The following is a 19,218-nucleotide window of genomic DNA, read 5'->3' as shown; positions in this document are numbered from 1 at the left end:
CTCGGCGACCTGGGGGCTGGCCTGGTGGTTCGTCGGTGTTTCACCCCGCACGTCTGTGCTGTTTGGGACGAGATCGTTTCTCGACGTACATCCGTTCGTCGGCGGACTTCAGGACTTCGTCGGCGGTCATCCCGCAGTGCGCCCATCCGATGCCGAAGCTGGCGCCCACCCGGACGGCCCGGCCCTCGGCGCGGATCGGCTGGATGATCTCGTTGCGCAGGCGTACGGCGAGGTCGGCGGCGTCGGCGCGGCCGAGGCCGTCGGCAAGGATGACGAACTCGTCGCCGCCGAGCCGGGCGACCGTGTCGCCGTCGCGGACGGCCCGGGACAGGCGCCGGGCGACCTCGATGAGGACGGCGTCGCCCGCGTTGTGCCCGAACCGGTCGTTGATCGACTTGAAGCCGTCGAGGTCGCAGAAGAGGACCGCGAGCCCCTTGGTGCCGTCGTCGCGCGCGGCGTCCTCGGGGGCGGCGGTGTGGACGTGGTGGTCGTAGCCGTCGTAGGACTCGGCGCCGCCCGGGCGGTAGTCGAAGCCGTGGCCGTTGGCGTCGAAGGCGGGGTGGCCGTACGTCTGGTCCATGGCGTCGACGGCGGCGGGGTGGGTCGACTGGGGGCGCGAACAGATCCGGGAGGAGAGCCTGGAGCGCAGTTCGGCCGAGTTCGGCAGCCCGGTGAGGGAGTCGTGCGAGGCGCGGTGGGCGAGCTGGAGCTCGCGGCGCTTGCGTTCCTCGATGTCCTCGACATGGGTGAGGAGGAAGCGGGGCCCGTCGGCGGCGTCGGCGACGACGGAGTTGCGCAGGCTGACCCAGACGTAGGTGCCGTCCCGGCGGCCGAGGCGCAGCTCGGCGCGCCCGCCCTCGGCGGACGTACGGAGCAGGGTGCCTATGTCCTCGGGGTGGACGAGGTCGGAGAAGGAGTAGCGGCGCATCGTGGAGGCCGGGCGGCCCAGGAGGCGGCACAGGGCGTCGTTGGTGCGCAGGATCCGCCCGTGCTGGTCGCCGCCCATCTCGGCGATCGCCATGCCGGAGGGGGCGTACTCGAAGGCCTGGCGGAAGGACTCCTCGCTGGCGCGCAGGGCCTGCTGCTCACGCTCCAGGCGGACCAGCGCCCGCTGCATGTTCGCACGTAGACGCGCGTTGCTGATGGCGATGGCGGCCTGGAAGGCGTACATCTGGAGCGCCTCGCGGCCCCAGGCGCCCGGCAGCCGGCCGTTGCGCGGCCGGTCCACGGACAGGACGCCGATGAGCTCGCCGCAGGTGCCGCCGCCGGGCGGGGCCGGGGTGTACATGGGGGCGAAGAGCCGGTCGGAGGGGTGCCACTCGCCCTCGAAGCGGGGAGCGGGCCCGTCGGTGTACCACTGCGGTACGTCGTCGTCGTCGAGGATCCAGCCCTCGGAATGGGGTATGTAGATCAGATCGCCCCAGGTCTCACCCATGGCCAGGCGGCGCTCCCAGGAGGTGCGCGAGCCGACCCGGCCGGTGATGAGGGCCTCGGCGGCGGGGTTGCCGGAGAAGGCGGCCACCACGAGATCCCCGTCGGGGCGCACGAGGTTGACGCACGCGAGCTCGTAGCCCAGCGCGCTGACCACGCCGTCGGCGACGGTCTGCAGTGTTTCGGCCAGGCTGCGGGCCCTGTTCATGTCGGCCATGACCTGGTGCAGCTGTCGCAGGGACGCAAGGCGGACGTACGGCTCCGACTCGGTCTCCATGCTTCGCCCTCCCCCCGAGACTTCGCAGCGAATCAAGGGTTGTCTTCGGCGTAACGTTCGTTTCTGTCGTTCCAGTCCGTTGCGTATGTCCTAGTGACACCTCCGCCACTGAATCACAGCGCGCTGCCCACTCGGTACACAGGGTCAACAATTAATGCGTCTTGTGACTCAAGTCACAGATGAACGTGAACATTTGAGTGGAGTTTCTGCGTTTTCCCTGTGTGTTTACTGAACACAGCAAGCGCACAACAACAAGCGCACAACAAATCGGTCCACGTCGGTCCACGGTCCTACGACCCTACTCGGCCCGAGGTCCGATGCGGCGCGCCGGGCTCCGACACTAGCGTTCCGGGCGTGGCTACCGACGTACTGAAGACCTCTCCCGTCCCCGCCTTTGGGCATCCTGTGGGAGTGAGCAGCGAAGAGTTCCGGGCGGTGATGTCCCGGCTGGCCGGCGGGGTGGTCCTGGTGACCGCGCAGGAGCCGCCGCTGGACCCGGACGACCCCGGGGCGCCCTCCGGCGAGTACGCCGGCATGACGGCGACGGCGTTTCTCTCGGTCTCCCTGGACCCGCCCCTGGTGCTGGTCAGCTTGCGCACGGGCTCCCGGATGGACGACGTACTGGACGAGCAGCCGCTGTGGGCGGTGTCGGTGCTCTCGGAGAGCCAGCGGCACATCGCGGGCCGCTTCTCCATGAAGGGCCGGCTCAGCGACCGGCTGCTCTTCGAGGACATCCCGTACGTCCGCGGCGAGGCGACCGGGGCGCCTCTGGTGGGCGGTGCGCTGGGCACGGTGGAGTGCCGCACCGAACAGCGGGTGGAGGCGGGCGACCACACGCTCGTGATCGGGCGGGTGCTGACGGCGCGGGTGCCGAGTGCGGACGGCGGTCCGCTGGTGTATTTCCGGGGCCGGTACCGGCAGTTGGACTGAACGGAATTCAGTGGCCGGGTGTTGACCGGCCGTCTTACTTTCCCCGGATGACGAACACATCGGGGACTTCTCTCAGGCTCGAAGAAATCACCTCCACGAATCTCGACGCGGCTCTCGCCGTCAAGGTCGGCCCCGAGCAGGAATTCGCAGTCGCACCCGTTGTGAAGTCGCTCGCCGAGGCATATGCGCATCCCGGAGTGGCCTGGCCCCGGCTGATCATGGACGGCGACCGCCCCGTCGGCTTCCTGATGGCCTTCTTCGACATCGACTGGCATCTCGACGGCAGCGTGTTCCGCTCCGGCCTGTGGCGCCTGAACATCGCGGCGGGGGAACAGGGACGGGGTTACGGCCGTTTCGCGGTGCAATCGGTCGCCGAGGAGATCCGCCACCGGGGCGGCAAGGAGCTCTACGTCACGTGGCACGAGGGCGGACACGGCCCGGAGGGCTTCTACCTCGGGCTCGGCTTCCGCAGGACCGGGGAGATGAGCGGGGACCAGGCGGTGGGCGTGCTGGCGCTGGGCTGAGTCTCAGCAGGTGCCCTGGGCGTGGGCCCGGCACTCCTCCAGAAAGTCCAGCAGGCGCAGGTGGTGGCGGCGGGCGACGCGGCCCAGGCTGATGTTGTGGCCGGCGCCCGGCTCGTGGTCGACGCGGACCAGCGGCGCGGCGAGGCAGTTGGTCAGCTCCCGCAAGGCGTCAGGATCCCAGGCCCACAGCCTCTCGTACTCCGCGAAGGTGAAGCGCACCGGAACACGGATGCGCCGGGCCACCTCTGCGTACCGGCCCGGCCAGTCGGGGATCTCCTCGGCCTCGCGGCGCGGGACGGGGGCGACGAAGTCCCGCGCCAGCCGGAGGGTGTCGGGCGGGTACAGCGTGAGCGGCCCCCAGTGCAGCCGGTGGTCGGGGCGGTGCCCGAGGGCGGCCAGCCGTTCGGGCGGTACGGCCCAGCGGGCGCCGACCCCGGAGACGTCCACGCCGAGGAGCCGCTCGTCCCGCCGCGCCGTCGCCGCCGTGGTCAGTGCGACCTTGCCGCCCAACGAGTGACCCACGAGGAGGAAACCCGCCCCCGTGAGGCGTTCGGCGGCGTACCCGCGCAGGGCCGCCCGGACGTAGCCGGCCTGTTCGGCCAGGCGCAGTCCGTGCGGCAGACGGCGCGCTGAGATGCCGTAGCCGGGACGGTCGAGGGCGAGGGCGGCGTATCCGGCGTCGGCGGCGAGGGAGAGCAGGGAGGTGGAGGCGTCGGCCTGCCCGTGGAAGTAACCGGCGGCCATCCCGCTGCCGTGGAGGGCGACGATGACGGCGCGGGGCGGGGCGACCGGGGGAAGCGCGAGCAGCCCGGAAAGGCGGATGTTCCCGGCGGGGAGCTCGACCAGCCGAACGGGCGGCTGCGCGTCGGCGGCCGTGACCGTCGCTGGGCCTGTGCCCACGGCTGCGGCTGTTGTCGTGGTCGTGGTCGTTTCCGGAACGGGCTGCGCCATGGGGTGGTCTCCTCGGTCCAGGCTCTGCCGTCCACTGTCACACCGGCCTCGACGGCGTGCGCGGCGACGACAGCCCGTTCAGAGCGCGCGTTCCGGGCCTGTGCCCGGCCCCGCTACGCCCAGTCCCGGCCGGTCCTCCCCCGCTTGGTCTCGGACCGTTGCTTCTTCTCCCGCAGCCGCCGCTCGTTGATCCCGCGCGGAATCCTGGTCGGCCGACGCGGCTTCGGCGGGGGCGCGGCGGCCTCGGCGAGGAGGGCGGCGAGGCGTACGGCGGCGGTCTCGCGGTTGCGCCACTGCGAACGGTGCTCGGAGGCACGCACGCTGACGACCCCGTCGACGAGACGTGCCGCGAGCCGCTCCAGCGCCCGCGCCTTCCACACCTCGGGAAGGGCCTCGGTACGGGCGAGGTCGAACCGCAGCTCCACCTGCGAGTCACTGGTGTTGACGTGCTGCCCGCCCGGCCCCGAGGACCGCGAGAAACGCCACATGAGCTCGGCCTCGGGGAGGGAGACGGAGCCGCGGATGAGATAGGGACCGGACATGCCGTACATGTTCCCGTCGCTGACCGGTCCACGTCACGCGAATTAGCGGAGACGGGAAAGTAAAGAAAGTAAAGACACGGGAACCTTCAGCACCCTTGCCTGCGTTCCTTGGGATAGCTGTAGCTTCGTGCCGCACGAGTCGGTACGAAGCCCGTACGCAACGAGGGAAGGACTCCCAACCATGGCTGTAAGCCTGTCCAAGGGTGGCAACGTCTCGCTCACCAAGGAGGCTCCGGGCCTGACCGCAGTCACCGTGGGCCTCGGCTGGGACGTCCGCACCACCACCGGCACGGACTTCGACCTCGACGCCTCCGCGATCGCGGTCAACCCCCAGGGCAAGGTCTACTCCGACGCCCACTTCGTCTTCTTCAACAACAAGCAGACCCCGGATAGCACGATCGTCCACACCGGTGACAACCGCACGGGTGAGGGCGCGGGCGACGACGAGGCGATCAACGTCAACCTGGCGGGCCTCCCCGCCGACATCGACAAGATCGTCTTCCCGGTCTCGATCTACGACGCGGAGAACCGCTCGCAGAACTTCGGCCAGGTCCGCAACGCCTACATCCGCATCATCAACCAGGCCGGCGGCGCCGAGATCGCGCGCTACGACCTCTCGGAGGACGCGGCGACCGAGACCGCCATGGTCTTCGGCGAGCTGTACCGCAACGGCGCGGAGTGGAAGTTCCGCGCGGTCGGCCAGGGCTACGCCTCCGGCCTGGTCGGCATCGCCCAGGACTTCGGCGTGAACGTCTGACGGACGACGCTGTCCTGACAGTGTGTGCACAGTCTCAGCGACACGCCGTGCGGACGGCGTGTCGCTGAGACTCTCGCGCCAATTTGAGGGGAAGGCAGGGCGCCAGCCGTGCCCACTGCTCGTCGGTCAGCCAAGCGCATACGTCCCGCTCGTGGTCACCGAGGTTGGCAGGCGGTGGCCAGCACGGAGACGGTGACCTGATCGGGCAGAAAGCCGTCACCGTTCAGGTCTGCACGGTTCACGTGGCGTGCGCTCGGCGTCATCGCCACCAGGTCCAGGGCATCGAGCCTGGTCAGGGTCGCGTGGTACTCCACCTGTTCGGTGACGGCGGCCTCGAAGAAGGGGTCCAGCGCCCGGTGCAGGCGCTGTTCCTTGGCCGGGTCGATCGTGATCACCGCAGGCAGCCGGCCGCGCAGCTCGGTCAGGTGCCGCCCGGTGGGACGGACTGCCCCTGACCCCGGGCATGACCCAGATACGCCAGAAACCCGCCACCGGGTGATCTTGGGGTCCTGTGGGTGGCGTGCTCCTTGACGAGGCGGGTCCAGCCAGCCCCACAGGACTTGCCACATGCAGTTGTAACGAATATGGTTACGACCAGAATGGAGCGGTACGGGAGGTGGAGTCCGACATGAGTGCCAACAGCAGGCTGACCATCGCGGCGCACACCCTGACATGGATCGGGTTGTATCAGCGGCGTGGCCACGAGGTCGCCACCTCCGAGCAGATCGCGACGAGCGTCAACACCAACCCCGTGGTGATCCGCCGCCTGCTGGGTGAGCTGCGCAAGGCCGGCCTGGCCGATTCGCGGCGAGGAGCGGGGGCGGGCTGGATGCTCGCGCGGGACCTGGCGGCGATCACTCTGTTCGACGTCTATCAGGCGATCGAACCGGGGCCGGTCTTCGCCCTGCATCGCGCGACACCGGACCCCGAGTGCGTCGTAGGGCACGGCATCGGGCCGGCAATGACCGCCGTGTACGACGACGTGGAGGCCGCCCTGTGCAGGGAGCTGGCCAAGACCACGCTGGAGGACGTGCTGCGGGACGTCTTGAAAGCCGCCTGACCTCGGACCGTCGACTTCCCTCGATCGAGGGGAGTCGCATTCCACGCCCATTGATGTAACCAAAACGGTTACGCCAACGAAGAGATAGAAGACAAGGACGATGACAACAGACACTCAGACCTCGCGGACCGTGGCCGAGGAGTTCCTGGAGCGCCTCGGCAGGCAGGACCCCGATGGCATCCAGGAACTGTTCTCCGAGGAGATCGACTGGCACGTCCCCGGCAGTGACGCGCTGCCCTGGACCGGGCGCCGTACCCGCCGGGAGGAGGTCGCGCCGTACTTCACCACGATGTGGCCGCACTTCGCCCACGGCCAGAGCAAGGTCGTACTGGAGCGCTTCATCGTCGACGGTGGTGACGTGGTGCTGCTGGCGATCTTCACACACACCGCCGCGGCCAGCGGCAAGGAGTTCACCACACCGGTCGCCATGCACCTGGCGGTCGAGGACGGCCGGATAGCTCGCATGCACCTGTACGAGGACACGCTGACCGTCGCCGAGGCGTTCAACGCCGGCTGAGCGGAGGCTCAGGGACCCCCGCGGCCCGGGGCAGCCGGGCATGTGCGTAGAGGGTCAGCCGAGACACGGCCGAAGCTGTCGGCGGATCTCTCTCCCCGGTCGCATGCAGGCGTCCCCAGTCGTCAGACCAGGTAGTGCCATGCCGCGTACTCCTCGGCGGGCCGACGCGACTCCTCAAACGAATCAGGTCGAAACGGTGCCCTATGGAAACCACGAGCATCGGCAACACGGAAAGCGGAACGGACCATGAACGAAAACGACCTCCACGCGCAGCGCGAAGCAACAGCCATCCAGTACTTCCGCCTGGTCGATGCCGCCGATCCGGCACTCCTCGAACTCTTCGCGGACGACGCGCAGATGTTCTTCCCGAAGTTCGGAACCGCCAAGGGCCTGGCGCAGATCGGGGCCTTCGCCCAAGGCTTCGCCCGGGGCATCGCTGACATCGAGCACGACATCGCGCACTTCAACGTCCTCACGTCCGGCGACTACGTCGTCGTCGAAGGGGCTGTCAAGGGAGAGACGACATCCGGTGTGGAGTTCCCCGACGGATCCTCATCCTTCGGACTCTTCTGCAACGTGTTCGAGTTCCAGGGCGAAAAGATCAAGAGGCTCCACATCTACGAAGACCCCGACTTCGCAGGCACCCACACAGACGGAGCGTCCTGGGGTCAGTCCGTACGTGACAACATGTAGCCGGTACAACCTGTTCGTGACTGCACCAAGGGGACCGATGAGCTCCGCTCTCCCCCCGCGCGTCAGCGGCCAGCCGGATTCCCCCGCTCGGGCGAGCAATGCTCAAGACCTGTGGATCGGCCCAGGGACGGACGCGGAGGGCGTACCTTCCCGATTGATCCTTTGATGGTCACCGAGTAGGCCCGCGTTGCAGCGCGGGTCGGGAAGGCACGCCCGTGCTCAGCGTAGTGAACGCCGCCGGCTCCACCGAGTCCGGCTCCCTGATCGACGAGATCGTGCGCGAGGGCGCCCGCCGGATGCTCGCCGCCGCGCTGGAGGCGGAAGTCAACCAGTACATAGCCGAGTTGGCGGCCGAGACCGACGAGCGCGGACGGCGCATGGTGGTCCGCAACGGCCACCATCGGCCTCGGACCGTGGTCACCGCCGCAGGTCCGGTCGAGGTGAAGGCACCGCGGGTGAACGACCGCCGCGTCGACGACGAGACCGGCGAGCGCAAGCGGTTCCCCTCGAAGATTCTGCCGCCGTGGTGCCGCAAGTCGCCGAAGATCTCCGAGGTACTCCCGCTGCTCTACCTGCACGGACTGTCGTCCGGCGACTTCGTCCCGGCGCTGGAGCAGTTCCTCGGCGGCACGGCCGGGCTGTCGCCCGCGACAGTGACCCGGCTGACGAAGCAGTGGAGCGACGACCACGCCGCCTTCCAAGACCGCGACCTGTCCGACCGCGACTTCGTCTACGTGTGGGCCGACGGCGTGCACCCGAAGGTCCGGCTCGGCCAAGCACATTCGTGCGTGCTGGTCCTGCTCGGCGTCCGTCTGGACGGCACGAAGGAGCTGATCGCCCTGGCCGAGGGGCTGCGGGAGTCCACCGAGTCGTGGGCGGACCTGCTGCGCGACTGCCGCCGCCGCGGCATGCGCGACCCGGAGCTGGTGGTCGGCGACGGCGCGATGGGCCTGTGGAAGGCCCTGGCCGAGGTGTTCCCCGCCGCACGGCATCAAAGGTGCTGGGTCCACAAGGCTCGAAATGTCACGAACGCACTGCCGAAGTCCGCACAGCCGGGCGCGACGAAGGCGATGCAGGAGATCTACAACGCCGAGAATCGCGCCCACGCCGAGAAGGCGATCGAGGCCTTCGCCCGCACCTACGGCGCCAAGTGGCCAAAGGCCGTTGTGAAGATCACCGACGACCGGGACGAGCTGCTGGCGTTCTACGACTTCCCGGCCGAGCACTGGCTCCATCTACGAACCACGAACCCCATCGAGTCGACGTTCACCACGGTCAAGCTCCGCACCAAAGTCACCCGCGGGGCCGGCAGCCCGGCCGCCGCCCGGGCCATGGTGTTCAAGCTCGTCGAGTCCGCCCAGGAACGCTGGCGCGCGATCACCGGCGCCCACCTCGTGCCCCTGGTCCGGTCTGGGGCCCGGTTCGAGAACGGCGCCCTGGTCGAGCACGCCGAGGCAGTGGCGTGAAAGACCGGCCGCGTCAAAGAAGCTGGCAACTGCTCGGCTGCGGATGGGCATCGTGTGAGACTTGCGGCATGGACATGGGGCGGGAGTCACGCTGGGAGAAGGACGCAATGACGGTGGAGATCGTCTTCGCCTTCGTGACGGGCACCCTACTGGCTGTGGCCGTGTTCGCGGTGGCATTGATCCCAGCACTGCTCCTCGGCGTATCTGAGTCGACGAGGAAGGCCATGCTGATGGGAGGCGCCTTGGCCGGCGCGGCTGCCTGGACATGGCGTCTGGTGTCGGTACTGCTCCGGTTCGACGCACACCGCCGTCAAGGCCGCTGAGCTCCACGAGGAAGTCGCGGCATTTCCCGCCTATGGCGTGTAGTTGCAGCGCCAGCAGTGGGTTCCTCAGCGATCCACAGGTCTTGACAATTGCTCTGCGCGGAACATGGGAGCCGTGTTTCGATACGCGCAGCAGTACGCCGGTGCCAGCCAGTCCCGCATCGCCGCAGCGGCAGGCATGACACAGGCCCGAGTCAACGAGATCATCAACGGTCGCCGGGAGGTATCCCGGCTGGACGTTTACGAACGCATCGCCGACGGTCTGCGCATGCCGGACGACGCCCGCCACTTACTCGGCTTGGCCGCGAGCCGGGAGAAGCGGACCGGAGGCCCCGCCTTCGATCTAGCCGCCTTCCCTGAAGTCGTCCGTGTCTACGCCGCTCAGAACTCTGCGGCCATCGAGATACAGCAGCAGGCCCGTGAAGCAACGGAGCTGGATGTACTGGCTGTTCGCGGGCTCGGACTGATCGGGCTCAACGACAGCCTGCTACGTGCCTGCCTGCCGCGAGAGCAAGGTGGAAGTGGCCTCAAGGTCAGGGTCGCACTCCTCGATCCAGACAGCGATGCCCTGACACAACGCGCGGCCGAAATCGGAGAGTCCGCCGAATCTCTTGCCGGCGGCGTGCGATTGGCCGAGGCGCGGTTGCGTGAGCTGGCAGGCTCCTGCGACATCAGCGTCTGGCGCTACCACACGCTGCCGACTTGGCGGCTCATTCGCATGGACTCCACCATGTTTGTCGGAGCCTTCGACGCAGGACGGGAAGGACACGAGTCGGCGACGTACAAGGTCATGGAAACTCCACACGGACCGCTGTTTCGCGGCTTCCGGAGGATGTTCGAGGCAGTCGTCGCCGGTGCACAACGCACGGTCTGACCTGGAAGGGGAGCGGTTCGTGATCGAAGCGGAGTTGAAAGCCAGGGTGCACGCACCCGAGATGGTCGTGCAGCAACTTGACGCGCGCGCAACGGCCCGTGTCGAGATGTACCGAGACACCTACTACGACCGCCCCGATGGTTCGCTGAAGAAGGCGGACGAGGAGTTGCGGGTCAGGACGGTACACGGTGCCGACTGCACGCGGACGGTACTCACGTTCAAGGGCGCTGCGGTTGACGAGGAGTCCGGATCCAAACCTGAGCACGAAACCCGCGTCGAGGATGCGGAGGCGATGCACGCCATCCTGCGTGGCCTCGGGCACGTGGAGATCATCGCGTTCGAGAAGCACTGCCGCAACTACGAGTTCGAAGCACGCGGTCGCCAGATGCTCGCCACCCTCGTGCGCGTGCCTGAGATCAATGGCACGTTTCTCGAGCTGGAGACCCTAGTCGACGAGGACGAGGTGAACGCGGCCCTGGACGACATCCGCTCCGTTCTGCTTGAGCTCGGGCTCAGGCCCGAGGACCTGACGCGGGAAACCTATACGGGCGCGGTGGCGGCGCGACGAGGTGCGGCCCTGACGTAACGTATCAAGGCGAGCATCCCGACGGGAGCCACCGCGAGTACGTCGCCGGGCGCCTCGCCTTCGCGGAGGAGTATGTCGCCTTGGACGTCGGCGAGTTCGATGCAGTTCTCGCCTTCGACGCCCGAGAAGGTCGACTTCTGCCACTGCACTGTCATGTGCGGATCCTCAAAGCTCGTGTGCGATGTCATGGATGAACTGCCGGGACCCGGACTCCCCGAGCGACAGCCTCTCGGCATTGTCGAGCAGAAGCCTGTAGCGCTTGACTTCGGCCTCCGCTCCCAAGAAGACGCCGCCCCTCGGGCTGTCCAACTGCACGGTGTCGAGCTGCGGAACGATACCTCCGGCGTACATCGGCTGATTGGTGGCCTCGATGAACTCCTCGCAGGTGAAGGGCAGGACCCGCAGCGACACCGCAGGCCATTCCGAGGCCTCCAGCAGGTACTCCAACTGCCCTTTGGCGACCGCGCGTCCACCGAAGCGCATCCGCAGAGCCGCCTCGTGGATCACCACCTGGAAGGGGGGAGGTGACTCCCGCTCCAGCACACCTCGCCGCCTCATACGGAACTCGACCCGCACATCGACCTCCCCATCGGGAAGCGTCGGCGTGTAACTGCGGTGGATCGATCGGACGTAGCCCTCGGTTTGGAGAATCCCGGGCACATTCACCAATTGGACGCTCCGTAGGTACCGGGCGTGATGCTCAAGTTCCGCCACATTCAGGAAGCCGGGCGAAAGCAATCCCCGGTACTCATCCCACCAGCCGTTTCCCCGAGACTCCCGGGCGATGGCACACAGGGCCTCGATCAGGTCGCGGTCGTCACATGCGTAGAAGACAGCCAGTCGCCGAATGCGCCCTTCGCTGACGCCGATCCGCCCCGACTCCATGTGGCTGATCTTCGCCTGGTCGACGGAGAGCAGCCCGGCGGCCTCACGTGCGGTCTTACCGGCGAGTTCACGCAGCTTCCGCAACTCGGCACCCAGGCGGGCCTGACGGGCTGTGGGGATATCTCTCTGCGGCATGGCCCGATCCTCTCAGCGACCGCCTCCGGTTGGTTGCGGGCAGCTGGCTCCACTCACACGAGTGAACCTCCCGGAGGCAACCTTGCTACGTAGCAATCTTGCCCCCTACGTTCATGGCAACGCGGCAAGCCGGTAATCCCGCAGTGCAGTCACCCCCGCGTGCCCGAGCCACGGCGGCCCACCCGCGCAACCCCACGGTTCAACAAGGAAGTTGAAGCCCATGCACCCCAGACCGATCGACCCGCAGAACTACCACCTCACCGTCCCCTCCACCCCCCCTCACCCCCAAGATCTGCCGAGACACCGTCGCCCTCTTCCTCACCGCCCACGGCCACACCCTCGACCTCGCCGACACCGCTCGCCCCCTCGTCTCCGAGCTCGTCACCAACGCCGTCGTGCATACGACCACCCCGAATCTGCGCCTTCTGACGTCCGTCACGGCCGACAGGGTGCGGGTCTTCGTCTACGACGAGGGGGCCACGGAGTTGCCTGCGGCACCCGCGCCGGCCGGCGACAGCGAGAGCGGTCGGGGTCTGCTCCTGGTCGACGCCCTCGCGGCCGACTGGGGCGCCGGATACCCGAGTCACGCACCACCCGTATACGGCAAGCGTGTCTGGTTCGAACTCCGTACCCCCCGGCCCGCCGCCCCCGACTAGCCTGCCCCCGTGATCCTCGAATCCCTCCCCCTCACCCCCGACCACGACATCCCCGCCCCGCTCCTCACCGAACTCACCGCTCTCTACGCCTCGAACCGTGAGTTCCAGGCGCTCAGCGGTGACTTCCCGGATCCGGACGACATCCGGCCGGAGCAGGTGGCGGCGGCGTTGGCGGAGGAGCTGGCCCATCCAGAGGTGGAGGTGTTGCTCGCGCGGAGCGAGGGGCGGCTGGTCGGGGTCGCGATCACGCTCGCCCACCATCCCGACCCGGCCGATCCGGACCCCTGGATCGGGCTGCTGATGGTCGACGCCGGGACGCACGGGCAGGGGTACGGGCGGCGGATCGCCGAGCGGGTCGAGGAGCGGTTCCGGGAGGGCGGCCGTACGGCTGTACGGCTCGCCGTGCTCGACGCCAATCCCAAGGGGCTCGCCTTCTGGACGGCCCTCGGGTACGAGGTCGCAGGGCACCGGCGGGATCTGCAACTGGGGCGGCCCTGCGCGGTGCTGCGCAAGAAGCTCCGCCCCTGACACCCTCAGGGCAGTTCCGGCTTGCCCTTGCCGTACAGCCAGTCGTCCCAGATCTCCTCGATCTCGTCGAAGTCCTCGTCGGGTGCCTGTTTCTCGACGTACGCCGTGAAGTCGTCGGTGTCCGCGGTGCCATGGCGGTGGGTGGCGGTCCAGCCCTGGACGAGGTCGTAGAAGGTGTCGTCGCCCACGGTCCGGCGGATGCGATGGATGATCATCGCGCCGCGCTGGTAGACGGGGTCGGACGAGATGTCGGCGGCGGTCGGGGGGTCGCCGGGCGGGAAGTCCCACAGGTCGGGGTAGTCGTCCTCGCCGTTGTCGTAGAGGTCGGTGAAGGTCTCCTCCGCCGTGGCGCCGCCCTCGTCCTCCTCCCACAGCCACTCGGCGTACGTCGCGAAGCTCTCGTTGAGCCACATGTCCCGCCAGGTCCTCGGGGTGACGGAGTCGCCGAACCACTGGTGGGCGATCTCGTGGACGAGGGTGGCGGTGTCGGGGGCGCCGGGGAAGACGGGGCGGTTCTGGGTCTCCAGGGCGTAGCCGGCGTCCTCCGGGCGGTCGACGATCGCGCCGGTCGAGGAGAACGGGTAGGGGCCGAAGTTGAGCCGCGCCCAGTCCATGACCTCGGGGAGCCGGGCGAGCACCTCGCGGCTCGCGGACTTCTGTGACGGGTCGACCGCGACGTACACCGGCAGGCCGTCCTTGGTCGTGGAGCGGGTGACGGTGTAGCGGCCGATCGCGAGGGTGGCCAGATAGCTCGCCATGGGTTCGCGGGTGTGCCAGGTGAAGGTCCTGCGGCTGCCGGTCGTCCTCTCGCCGGCCGGCTCGCCGTTCGAGACCGCCGTCAGGTCCTTCGGGACCGTGACCGCGATGTCGTACGACGCCTTGTCGGAGGGGTGGTGGTTGCCGGGGAACCAGGCCATGGAGCCGACCGGCTCACCGAGGGCCAGCGCGCCGTCCGCGGTGCGCAGCCAGCCCTCCGTCGAGCCGTCGGGGTCGCTGATCGGCCGCGGGGTGCCGGAGTAGGCGACCGTGACGCGGAACGTCTCGCCCTTGTCCAGGGGATGGGCCGGGCGGACCTTGAGTTCCTGGCCGCTGCGGCTCCAGTCGGCCCGGGTGCCCTCGACCGTGACCTCCTTGACGTCCAGGCCCTTCAGGTCCAGGTGGAAGGAGTCGAGGTCCTGGCCGGCGCGGGCCGTGATCGCCGCCGAGGCGGTCAGCGCCGGGGCGCCTTCCGGGTCGTAGGCGAGGGTCAGGCCGTAGTGCGTGACGTCGTATCCGCCGTTGCCGGACTTGGGGAAGTACGGGTCGCCGACGCCCGCCGCCCCGTCGGCTCCCTGTCCGCCGCCGCCCGAGCAGGCCGTGAGGAGGAGCAGCACGAGGACCGAGCGCACGTATCGGGGCACAACCGCGATCCTACGAGGGCATGACACCATCACCCTCGTGCTCGACATCGGCTACGCCCTCTCCAACCGCTTCCCGGACCCGCCGCAGACCGACTACCGCCGCGCCGACGTCCACGCGCTGCGGCACGACCTGTTCTGCGGTGACGTCTATCTCGCCGACACCAAGGCGGACCGGGAGTTGTCCACAGCCTGGGGATGGGTGCCGGTGCTGGACTTCGCGTGGGCGCTGTGCGACATCGTGGAGCGGATCGACCAGGACCCGGCGGGCTCCCGCGCCTCCCGCCCCCAGTACGCCGAGCTGGACTTCACCGAGTCCACCGACCGCATGCTCTTCGAGCGCCGCTTCGGCTGGGTGGACATCGAGGCCGACTGGATGCCGGCCGAGGAACCCCCGCTGACCTTCTCCCACACCGAACTGCGCCGCGAGTCCCGCGACTTCCTCCACGACCTCCTCGCCGATCTGATCGACCTCCACGAGGACCTGGGCGAGAACCCGGCGATCTGGACCCTCCAGGCCCGCTTCCCCCGGCTGCGCTGACCGCGCGGCCTGCCGGTGTGCGCCCTTGCGCCCCCTGCCGTTCCGGTGAAGCGGTCGTTGTCCCTGATACGTGGCATACGCCAACGGCAACACCTCCGCCGGGGGCCGTCACCGTGGCGGCCCCCGGCGTACGGCACGGACGTGTGCGCCGAACCTGCGACACCCACGAAAGGGCGTGCCATGGCCGCTGTCCCCGACGGTCTCTACCAGATCGCGTTCACCGACGAACAACTCCTCACCGCGCTGGGGCCGGAGCCCGGTGCCCCCCTCGCGCTGCTGCCCGAGGGCCAGGGCCTCCAGGAGTGGCAGGTCCGCAGCGACGGCAACTCCGGGCACATGATCTCGTCGATCAGCACCCACCTGCCGCTCTTCGTCAGCTACGAGGGCGAGCCCGACCTGCACGAGCTGACGATGCTGCGGGCCGACGAGCGCACCTGGGATCTGCTCCCCTCGGCGGAGCCGAACAGTTTCCGCATCGGCGTGCCGAACGCCCCCATGCGGCTCGGCATGAGCCTGCTGCGCATCTTCCCGCCGCGCGTGGCCCTCGCCCCCGAGTACGGCGACCCCTACCAGGCCTGGACCTTCCGCAAGGTCGGCTGAACCGGCAGGGCTGCTGAACGGAGGGCTGTGGCGTCGGGCGTCCGGGCGGCGGCCGTCGCCTCAGCCCTCCATCTCAGCCCTCCATCTCAGCCCTCCACTCTGATCCCCAGCTGCCCCGCCAGCACCGGCGCCAGATCCAGCAGCTGGGCCATGCTGATCACCGCACCCGACAGCCGGTCCACGCCGGCCGCGACACCCAGTTCGGCCGCGCCTCGCAGGTCGACGTCGGTCAGGGTCGCCGCCGTGAAGTCCGCCGCCCTCACCGCGCAGTCCACGAACTCCACCCGCTCCAGCCGGGCCCCGCCGAAGTCCGGCTCGACGAGCACACAGCCCTGGAACACTACGTCCCGCAGCCGCGCCTGCCGCAGATTCAGGAAGTCGATCTTCCCGCCGCGGACCAGCACCCGCTCCAGCACGGCGCCGTACAGCTGCGTACCGCCGAGGCGGGCCTCCGCCAGCTCGACGTCACGCAGGGTCGCGTCCGCGAGATCGGTGCCGACGCCCCGTATGCCGGTGAGGACCGAGTCGAGAAAGCGGGCGTGTCCGAGCCGCGCGCCGTCCAGCGCGCACTCCGTCAGGGCGCAGTCCATGAAGCGGGCGCCCGCGCCGTCCTGCCCGGCGAGGTCCAGCTCCCGGAACTCCACCCCGTCGTAGTCCCCGTCGGGCTCCAGCTCCCCTCCCCCGAACGGCTCCAGCGCGGGCAGCCGCATCCCCGGCCGCCGCGCCCCCTTCACTCCCGCCCCGCCGGTCCCACCGCTCGCTCGTTTCGCCATGCCCCCATCGTGCACCGCGCCACTGACAGTCCCCCCTGACCTGCGCCTTCCCGCCCGCCCTTGACCTCAAGTCCGCTTGAGGTCGAAGAGTGGGTCCCCTGAGCGGAACACCGATGGGGGACCCCACATGCACGCCGTCCGTCTGCACGCCTTCGGCCCGGCCGAGAACCTCTCCCACGAGGAGGCGGACGACCCCGCCCCCGGCCCCGGCCAGGTCCGTATCGCCGTACGAGCCGCGGGCGTCCATCTGCTGGACACCGCCCTGCGTGAGGGTATGCGGGGGCCGGCCCCCGCGCCGACCGCCCTGCCCACGATCCCCGGACGGGAGGTCGCCGGAGTCGTCGAGTCGCTCGGTGCGGGCACCCCCGATTCCTGGCTCGGCCGCCGGGTCGTCGCCCACCTCGGCTTCGCGCCGGGAGGCTACGCCGAGCTCGCCGTCACCGACGCCGACCGGCTGCACGACATCCCGCCGGGCCTGGACTTCGCCGAGGCCGTCGCGATGATCGGCACGGGGCGTACGGCGCTGGGGATCCTGCAGTTCGCCGAGCTCGGGCCGGACGCGGTGGTCCTCGTCCCGGCGGCCGCCGGAGGCATCGGCACCCTCCTCGTCCAGTACGCCCGCGCCACCGGCGCCACGGTCGTCGGTCTCGCCGGCGGGCCCCGCAAGACGGCCCTGGTGGCGGCGAACGGCGCCGACCTCGCCGTCGACTACGCCGACCCGTCCTGGCCGCAGAAGGTCCACGCCCACCTGGGCGGCAGGGCCGTCACGGTCGTCCTCGACGGCGTCGGCGGGGAGGTCGCCCGCGAGGCCGTCGCCCTCCTCGGCCCCGGTGGACAGCACCTCGTCTTCGGCTGGTCCGCCGAGGGGATCCGCGAGGGAAAAGGGCACTTCGTCGAGGGCGTCTCCCGGTCGGTCCTCGGGCCGGTGATGCTGGAGCGGGCCGGCGGTCTGCGCGCCCTGGAGGAGCGGGCCCTCGCCGAGGCCGCCGCCGGCCGGCTCACCCCGGCCGTCCAGCGCTTCCCGCTCGCCGAGGCGGTCGCCGCGCACCGCGCCCTGGAGAACCGGGGGACCGTCGGCAAGGTGGTCCTGGAACCATGACCGCCCACACCCTCGGCAAAGACTGCTCATGCCCCGGCAAAGACTGCCCCGGACCCTCAGCAAAGGGATGCAATACATCCTTATTCATGGTCTTCTGGGCAAATGAGTGTCACCCGGACAGGTGAACCCTCGACGGAATCCGACCCCCGCCGCTGGTGGGGTCTGGTGATCATCGCCCTCGCCCAGCTGATGGTCGTCCTGGACGCGACGATCGTGAACATCGCGCTCCCCTCCGCCCAGCGGGACCTCGGCATGTCGGACGGCAACCGCCAGTGGGTGATCACCGCCTACACCCTCGCCTTCGGCGGCCTGCTGCTGCTCGGCGGCCGGATCGCCGACCTCGTGGGCCGCAAACGCACCTTCGTCATCGGACTGATCGGCTTCGCCGGCGCCTCCGCACTGGGCGGGGCGGCCGCCGGCCCGGGGATGCTGTTCGGCGCCCGCGCCCTCCAAGGAGTCTTCGCCGCCCTCCTCGCGCCCTCCGCGCTCAGCCTGCTGACCACGACGTTCACCGATCCCAAGGAACGCGGCAAGGCCTTCGGCATCTACGGCGCCCTGGCCGGCAGCGGCGCCGCGATCGGATTCATCGTCGGCGGGGTGCTCACCGAGTACCTCGACTGGCGCTGGTGCCTGTACGTCAACGTGCCCATCGCGATCATCGCCGTGCTCGGCGCGACCGTCCTGCTGCACGACTCCCCCGGCCACCCGGCCCGCCTCGACGTGCCCGGGGTGATCCTGGGCTGCGGCGGTCTGTTCGCGATCGTCTACGGCTTCAGCGAGGCCGAGTCGCGCGGCTGGAGCGATCCGTTCGTGCTGTCGCTGTTCGCGGGCGGGGCCGTCCTGCTCGCGGCCTTCGTGTGGTGGCAGACCCGCGCCCCGAGCCCCCTGCTGCCGCTGCACATCATCAAGGACCGCAACCGCGCGGGCTGCCTGCTGACCATGATGCTGGCCATCATCGGCATGTTCGGCCTGTTCCTGTTCATGACCTACTACCTCCAGGTCATCCTCGGCTACTCGCCCATGAAGACCGGCTTCGCCTTCCTGCCGCTCACCCTCGCGATCATCGTCGGCTCCACCCAGATCTCCGCCCGGCTGATGAGCCGGGTGCAGCCGCGCGCCCTGATGGTCCCCGGCATGATCCTCGCCGCGAGCGGCATGGTGCTCCTCACCCAGATCGGCGTGGACTCCTCCTACACCAGCGAGATCCTGCCCGCGCTGCTCCTCATGGGCCTCGGCATGGGCCTGACCTTCATGCCCGTCTTCGCCACGGCCACCGCCGGAGTCGCCCCCAAGGACGCGGGCGTCACCTCGGCCACCGTCAACACCTCACAGCAGGTGGGCGGTTCCATCGGCACGGCGCTGCTCAACACGATCGCCACCACCAGCAGCGCCGCCTACATCACGGCCCACCTCACGAACCCCGCCGAGCGCAGCGTGGTCACCCGCGCGGGCATCGTCCACGGCTACACGGTCGCCATCTGGTGGGCCGCCGGAATCATGCTCCTCGCGGGCCTGATCGCGGGCCTCATGGTGACGGCGAAACCCCCGAAACACGAGGTCCCGTCCCAGGAGGCGGTACCGGAATCGGTGCGCTGAGCAGCGCCCCAAAGGGGCGCGGGGCCGTATCGATATGCGGCTCCGCCGCGTGGGCGCGACCAGCCACAACGGCGCCG

23 protein-coding genes and 1 pseudogene are annotated in these 19,218 nt (G+C 69.4%); 16 read left to right on the top strand and 8 right to left on the bottom strand.

The features are described 5' to 3' along the window. Window positions 1-40: 40 nt before the first annotated feature. Window positions 41-1,708, bottom strand: a complete 1,668-nt coding sequence (gene cdgB / locus ACLZN2_RS00810) for a diguanylate cyclase CdgB (RefSeq protein ID WP_416976335.1) — start codon at window positions 1,706-1,708, stop codon at window positions 41-43. A gap of 411 nt (window positions 1,709-2,119) precedes the next feature. Between cdgB and ACLZN2_RS00805 the strand changes: the two genes are divergently transcribed. After that, window positions 2,120-2,638, top strand: coding sequence for a flavin reductase family protein (locus ACLZN2_RS00805; RefSeq protein WP_416976334.1), 519 nt, complete (start codon window positions 2,120-2,122; stop codon window positions 2,636-2,638). A gap of 47 nt (window positions 2,639-2,685) precedes the next feature. Further along, entirely contained in the window at window positions 2,686-3,162 is a 477-nt protein-coding gene (locus ACLZN2_RS00800) for a GNAT family N-acetyltransferase (RefSeq protein ID WP_416976333.1), read from the top strand. Between the two features lie 3 nt (window positions 3,163-3,165). Here the strand turns inward: ACLZN2_RS00800 and ACLZN2_RS00795 are convergent, their stop codons facing one another. After that, complete coding sequence (locus ACLZN2_RS00795) at window positions 3,166-4,113, bottom strand: alpha/beta hydrolase (protein ID WP_416976332.1); 948 nt, start codon at window positions 4,111-4,113, stop codon at window positions 3,166-3,168. 113 nt (window positions 4,114-4,226) lie between these two features. Beyond that, window positions 4,227-4,664: an alternative ribosome rescue aminoacyl-tRNA hydrolase ArfB gene (gene arfB / locus ACLZN2_RS00790; protein WP_416976331.1), complete on the bottom strand. Its 438-nt coding sequence runs from the start codon at window positions 4,662-4,664 to the stop codon at window positions 4,227-4,229. Between the two features lie 172 nt (window positions 4,665-4,836). On the opposite strand from arfB, the gene ACLZN2_RS00785 reads away from it, so the two are divergent. Next, a complete protein-coding gene (locus tag ACLZN2_RS00785) occupies window positions 4,837-5,412 on the top strand; it encodes a TerD family protein (RefSeq protein WP_403822077.1) in 576 nt (191 codons plus the stop codon). 155 nt (window positions 5,413-5,567) lie between these two features. Here the strand turns inward: ACLZN2_RS00785 and ACLZN2_RS00780 are convergent. Next, a pseudogene (locus tag ACLZN2_RS00780) lies at window positions 5,568-5,858 on the bottom strand (methyltransferase type 11); the annotation flags it as partial. 182 nt (window positions 5,859-6,040) lie between these two features. Between ACLZN2_RS00780 and ACLZN2_RS00775 the strand changes: the two are divergent. The 7 genes from ACLZN2_RS00775 to cyaB all read left to right on the top strand — a co-directional run bounded on the left by ACLZN2_RS00775 (window position 6,041) and on the right by cyaB (window position 10,931). After that, window positions 6,041-6,472 carry an Rrf2 family transcriptional regulator gene (locus ACLZN2_RS00775; RefSeq protein WP_416976330.1) on the top strand — a complete coding sequence of 144 codons (432 nt, stop codon included), beginning with the start codon at window positions 6,041-6,043 and terminating at the stop codon, window positions 6,470-6,472. A gap of 100 nt (window positions 6,473-6,572) precedes the next feature. Further along, the gene (locus ACLZN2_RS00770; protein WP_416976329.1) at window positions 6,573-6,989 is read left to right on the top strand and encodes a nuclear transport factor 2 family protein; all 417 of its coding nucleotides are present in this window, start codon (window positions 6,573-6,575) and stop codon (window positions 6,987-6,989) included. 246 nt (window positions 6,990-7,235) lie between these two features. Further along, on the top strand, window positions 7,236-7,682 hold the full coding sequence (locus ACLZN2_RS00765; protein ID WP_416976328.1) for a nuclear transport factor 2 family protein: 447 nt from the start codon (window positions 7,236-7,238) through the stop codon (window positions 7,680-7,682). A 215-nt stretch (window positions 7,683-7,897) separates the two neighbouring features. Then, window positions 7,898-9,148, top strand: coding sequence for an IS256 family transposase (locus tag ACLZN2_RS00760; protein ID WP_416976327.1), 1,251 nt, complete (start codon window positions 7,898-7,900; stop codon window positions 9,146-9,148). Between the two features lie 68 nt (window positions 9,149-9,216). After that, window positions 9,217-9,471, top strand: coding sequence for a DUF6332 family protein (locus tag ACLZN2_RS00755; RefSeq protein ID WP_416976326.1), 255 nt, complete (start codon window positions 9,217-9,219; stop codon window positions 9,469-9,471). A gap of 115 nt (window positions 9,472-9,586) precedes the next feature. Continuing rightward, complete coding sequence (locus ACLZN2_RS00750) at window positions 9,587-10,345, top strand: helix-turn-helix domain-containing protein (protein WP_416976325.1); 759 nt, start codon at window positions 9,587-9,589, stop codon at window positions 10,343-10,345. A gap of 19 nt (window positions 10,346-10,364) precedes the next feature. Further along, complete coding sequence (gene cyaB, locus ACLZN2_RS00745) at window positions 10,365-10,931, top strand: class IV adenylate cyclase (protein ID WP_416976324.1); 567 nt, start codon at window positions 10,365-10,367, stop codon at window positions 10,929-10,931. On the opposite strand, the gene ACLZN2_RS00740 is transcribed toward cyaB, so the two are convergent. Beyond that, the gene (locus ACLZN2_RS00740; RefSeq protein WP_416976323.1) at window positions 10,886-11,086 is read right to left on the bottom strand and encodes a DUF397 domain-containing protein; all 201 of its coding nucleotides are present in this window, start codon (window positions 11,084-11,086) and stop codon (window positions 10,886-10,888) included. The two genes, cyaB and ACLZN2_RS00740, sit on opposite strands and share 46 nt — an antisense overlap. A 10-nt stretch (window positions 11,087-11,096) precedes the next feature. Beyond that, window positions 11,097-11,951: a helix-turn-helix domain-containing protein gene (locus tag ACLZN2_RS00735; RefSeq protein ID WP_416976322.1), complete on the bottom strand. Its 855-nt coding sequence runs from the start codon at window positions 11,949-11,951 to the stop codon at window positions 11,097-11,099. Window positions 11,952-12,241: 290 nt separating this feature from the next. Here ACLZN2_RS00735 and ACLZN2_RS00730 point away from each other — a divergent pair, with 290 nt between their 5' ends. Together ACLZN2_RS00730 and ACLZN2_RS00725 are read left to right on the top strand one after the other, a co-directional pair. Continuing rightward, entirely contained in the window at window positions 12,242-12,607 is a 366-nt protein-coding gene (locus ACLZN2_RS00730; protein ID WP_416976465.1) for an ATP-binding protein, read from the top strand. A gap of 9 nt (window positions 12,608-12,616) precedes the next feature. After that, window positions 12,617-13,135: a GNAT family N-acetyltransferase gene (locus tag ACLZN2_RS00725; RefSeq protein WP_416976321.1), complete on the top strand. Its 519-nt coding sequence runs from the start codon at window positions 12,617-12,619 to the stop codon at window positions 13,133-13,135. Between the two features lie 5 nt (window positions 13,136-13,140). On the opposite strand, the gene ACLZN2_RS00720 is transcribed toward ACLZN2_RS00725, so the two are convergent. Continuing rightward, window positions 13,141-14,565: a M1 family metallopeptidase gene (locus tag ACLZN2_RS00720; protein ID WP_416976464.1), complete on the bottom strand. Its 1,425-nt coding sequence runs from the start codon at window positions 14,563-14,565 to the stop codon at window positions 13,141-13,143. A 7-nt stretch (window positions 14,566-14,572) separates the two neighbouring features. On the opposite strand from ACLZN2_RS00720, the gene ACLZN2_RS00715 reads away from it, so the two are divergent. Further along, on the top strand, window positions 14,573-15,073 hold the full coding sequence (locus ACLZN2_RS00715; protein WP_416976320.1) for a hypothetical protein: 501 nt from the start codon (window positions 14,573-14,575) through the stop codon (window positions 15,071-15,073). Window positions 15,074-15,253: 180 nt separating this feature from the next. Then, window positions 15,254-15,673, top strand: coding sequence for a hypothetical protein (locus ACLZN2_RS00710; protein ID WP_416976319.1), 420 nt, complete (start codon window positions 15,254-15,256; stop codon window positions 15,671-15,673). A gap of 86 nt (window positions 15,674-15,759) precedes the next feature. On the opposite strand, the gene ACLZN2_RS00705 is transcribed toward ACLZN2_RS00710, so the two are convergent. Continuing rightward, on the bottom strand, window positions 15,760-16,446 hold the full coding sequence (locus ACLZN2_RS00705; RefSeq protein WP_416976318.1) for a pentapeptide repeat-containing protein: 687 nt from the start codon (window positions 16,444-16,446) through the stop codon (window positions 15,760-15,762). Window positions 16,447-16,573: 127 nt separating this feature from the next. On the opposite strand from ACLZN2_RS00705, the gene ACLZN2_RS00700 reads away from it, so the two are divergent. Both ACLZN2_RS00700 and ACLZN2_RS00695 read left to right on the top strand, forming a co-directional pair. Beyond that, on the top strand, window positions 16,574-17,545 hold the full coding sequence (locus ACLZN2_RS00700) for a zinc-binding dehydrogenase (protein WP_416976317.1): 972 nt from the start codon (window positions 16,574-16,576) through the stop codon (window positions 17,543-17,545). Window positions 17,546-17,647: 102 nt separating this feature from the next. Then, window positions 17,648-19,141, top strand: coding sequence for an MFS transporter (locus tag ACLZN2_RS00695; RefSeq protein ID WP_416976316.1), 1,494 nt, complete (start codon window positions 17,648-17,650; stop codon window positions 19,139-19,141). Window positions 19,142-19,218 lie beyond the last annotated feature (77 nt).

It is taken from the genome of Streptomyces sp. T028, assembly GCF_048159505.1.
Lineage (GTDB): Bacteria > Actinomycetota > Actinomycetes > Streptomycetales > Streptomycetaceae > Streptomyces.
Note: the sequence above shows the minus strand (reverse complement) of the source record. Positions and strands in the feature narration are given on the sequence as shown.

What these genes read in the sequence shown, in the direction of transcription:
- ACLZN2_RS00765 (WP_416976328.1), top strand. Translation starts at nt 7,236, where the DNA reads ATGAACGAAAACGACCTCCACGCGCAGCGCGAAGCAACAGCCATCCAG.
- ACLZN2_RS00740 (WP_416976323.1), bottom strand. Translation starts at nt 11,086, where the DNA reads ATGACAGTGCAGTGGCAGAAGTCGACCTTCTCGGGCGTCGAAGGCGAG.
- ACLZN2_RS00735 (WP_416976322.1), bottom strand. Translation starts at nt 11,951, where the DNA reads ATGCCGCAGAGAGATATCCCCACAGCCCGTCAGGCCCGCCTGGGTGCC.
- ACLZN2_RS00720 (WP_416976464.1), bottom strand. Translation starts at nt 14,565, where the DNA reads ATGGTGTCATGCCCTCGTAGGATCGCGGTTGTGCCCCGATACGTGCGC.
- ACLZN2_RS00785 (WP_403822077.1), top strand. Translation starts at nt 4,837, where the DNA reads ATGGCTGTAAGCCTGTCCAAGGGTGGCAACGTCTCGCTCACCAAGGAG.
- ACLZN2_RS00705 (WP_416976318.1), bottom strand. Translation starts at nt 16,446, where the DNA reads ATGGCGAAACGAGCGAGCGGTGGGACCGGCGGGGCGGGAGTGAAGGGG.
- cdgB (WP_416976335.1), bottom strand. Translation starts at nt 1,708, where the DNA reads ATGGAGACCGAGTCGGAGCCGTACGTCCGCCTTGCGTCCCTGCGACAG.
- ACLZN2_RS00700 (WP_416976317.1), top strand. Translation starts at nt 16,574, where the DNA reads ATGCACGCCGTCCGTCTGCACGCCTTCGGCCCGGCCGAGAACCTCTCC.
- ACLZN2_RS00800 (WP_416976333.1), top strand. Translation starts at nt 2,686, where the DNA reads ATGACGAACACATCGGGGACTTCTCTCAGGCTCGAAGAAATCACCTCC.
- arfB (WP_416976331.1), bottom strand. Translation starts at nt 4,664, where the DNA reads ATGTACGGCATGTCCGGTCCCTATCTCATCCGCGGCTCCGTCTCCCTC.
- ACLZN2_RS00775 (WP_416976330.1), top strand. Translation starts at nt 6,041, where the DNA reads ATGAGTGCCAACAGCAGGCTGACCATCGCGGCGCACACCCTGACATGG.
- ACLZN2_RS00755 (WP_416976326.1), top strand. Translation starts at nt 9,217, where the DNA reads ATGGACATGGGGCGGGAGTCACGCTGGGAGAAGGACGCAATGACGGTG.
- ACLZN2_RS00710 (WP_416976319.1), top strand. Translation starts at nt 15,254, where the DNA reads ATGGCCGCTGTCCCCGACGGTCTCTACCAGATCGCGTTCACCGACGAA.
- ACLZN2_RS00695 (WP_416976316.1), top strand. Translation starts at nt 17,648, where the DNA reads ATGAGTGTCACCCGGACAGGTGAACCCTCGACGGAATCCGACCCCCGC.
- ACLZN2_RS00770 (WP_416976329.1), top strand. Translation starts at nt 6,573, where the DNA reads ATGACAACAGACACTCAGACCTCGCGGACCGTGGCCGAGGAGTTCCTG.
- ACLZN2_RS00795 (WP_416976332.1), bottom strand. Translation starts at nt 4,113, where the DNA reads ATGGCGCAGCCCGTTCCGGAAACGACCACGACCACGACAACAGCCGCA.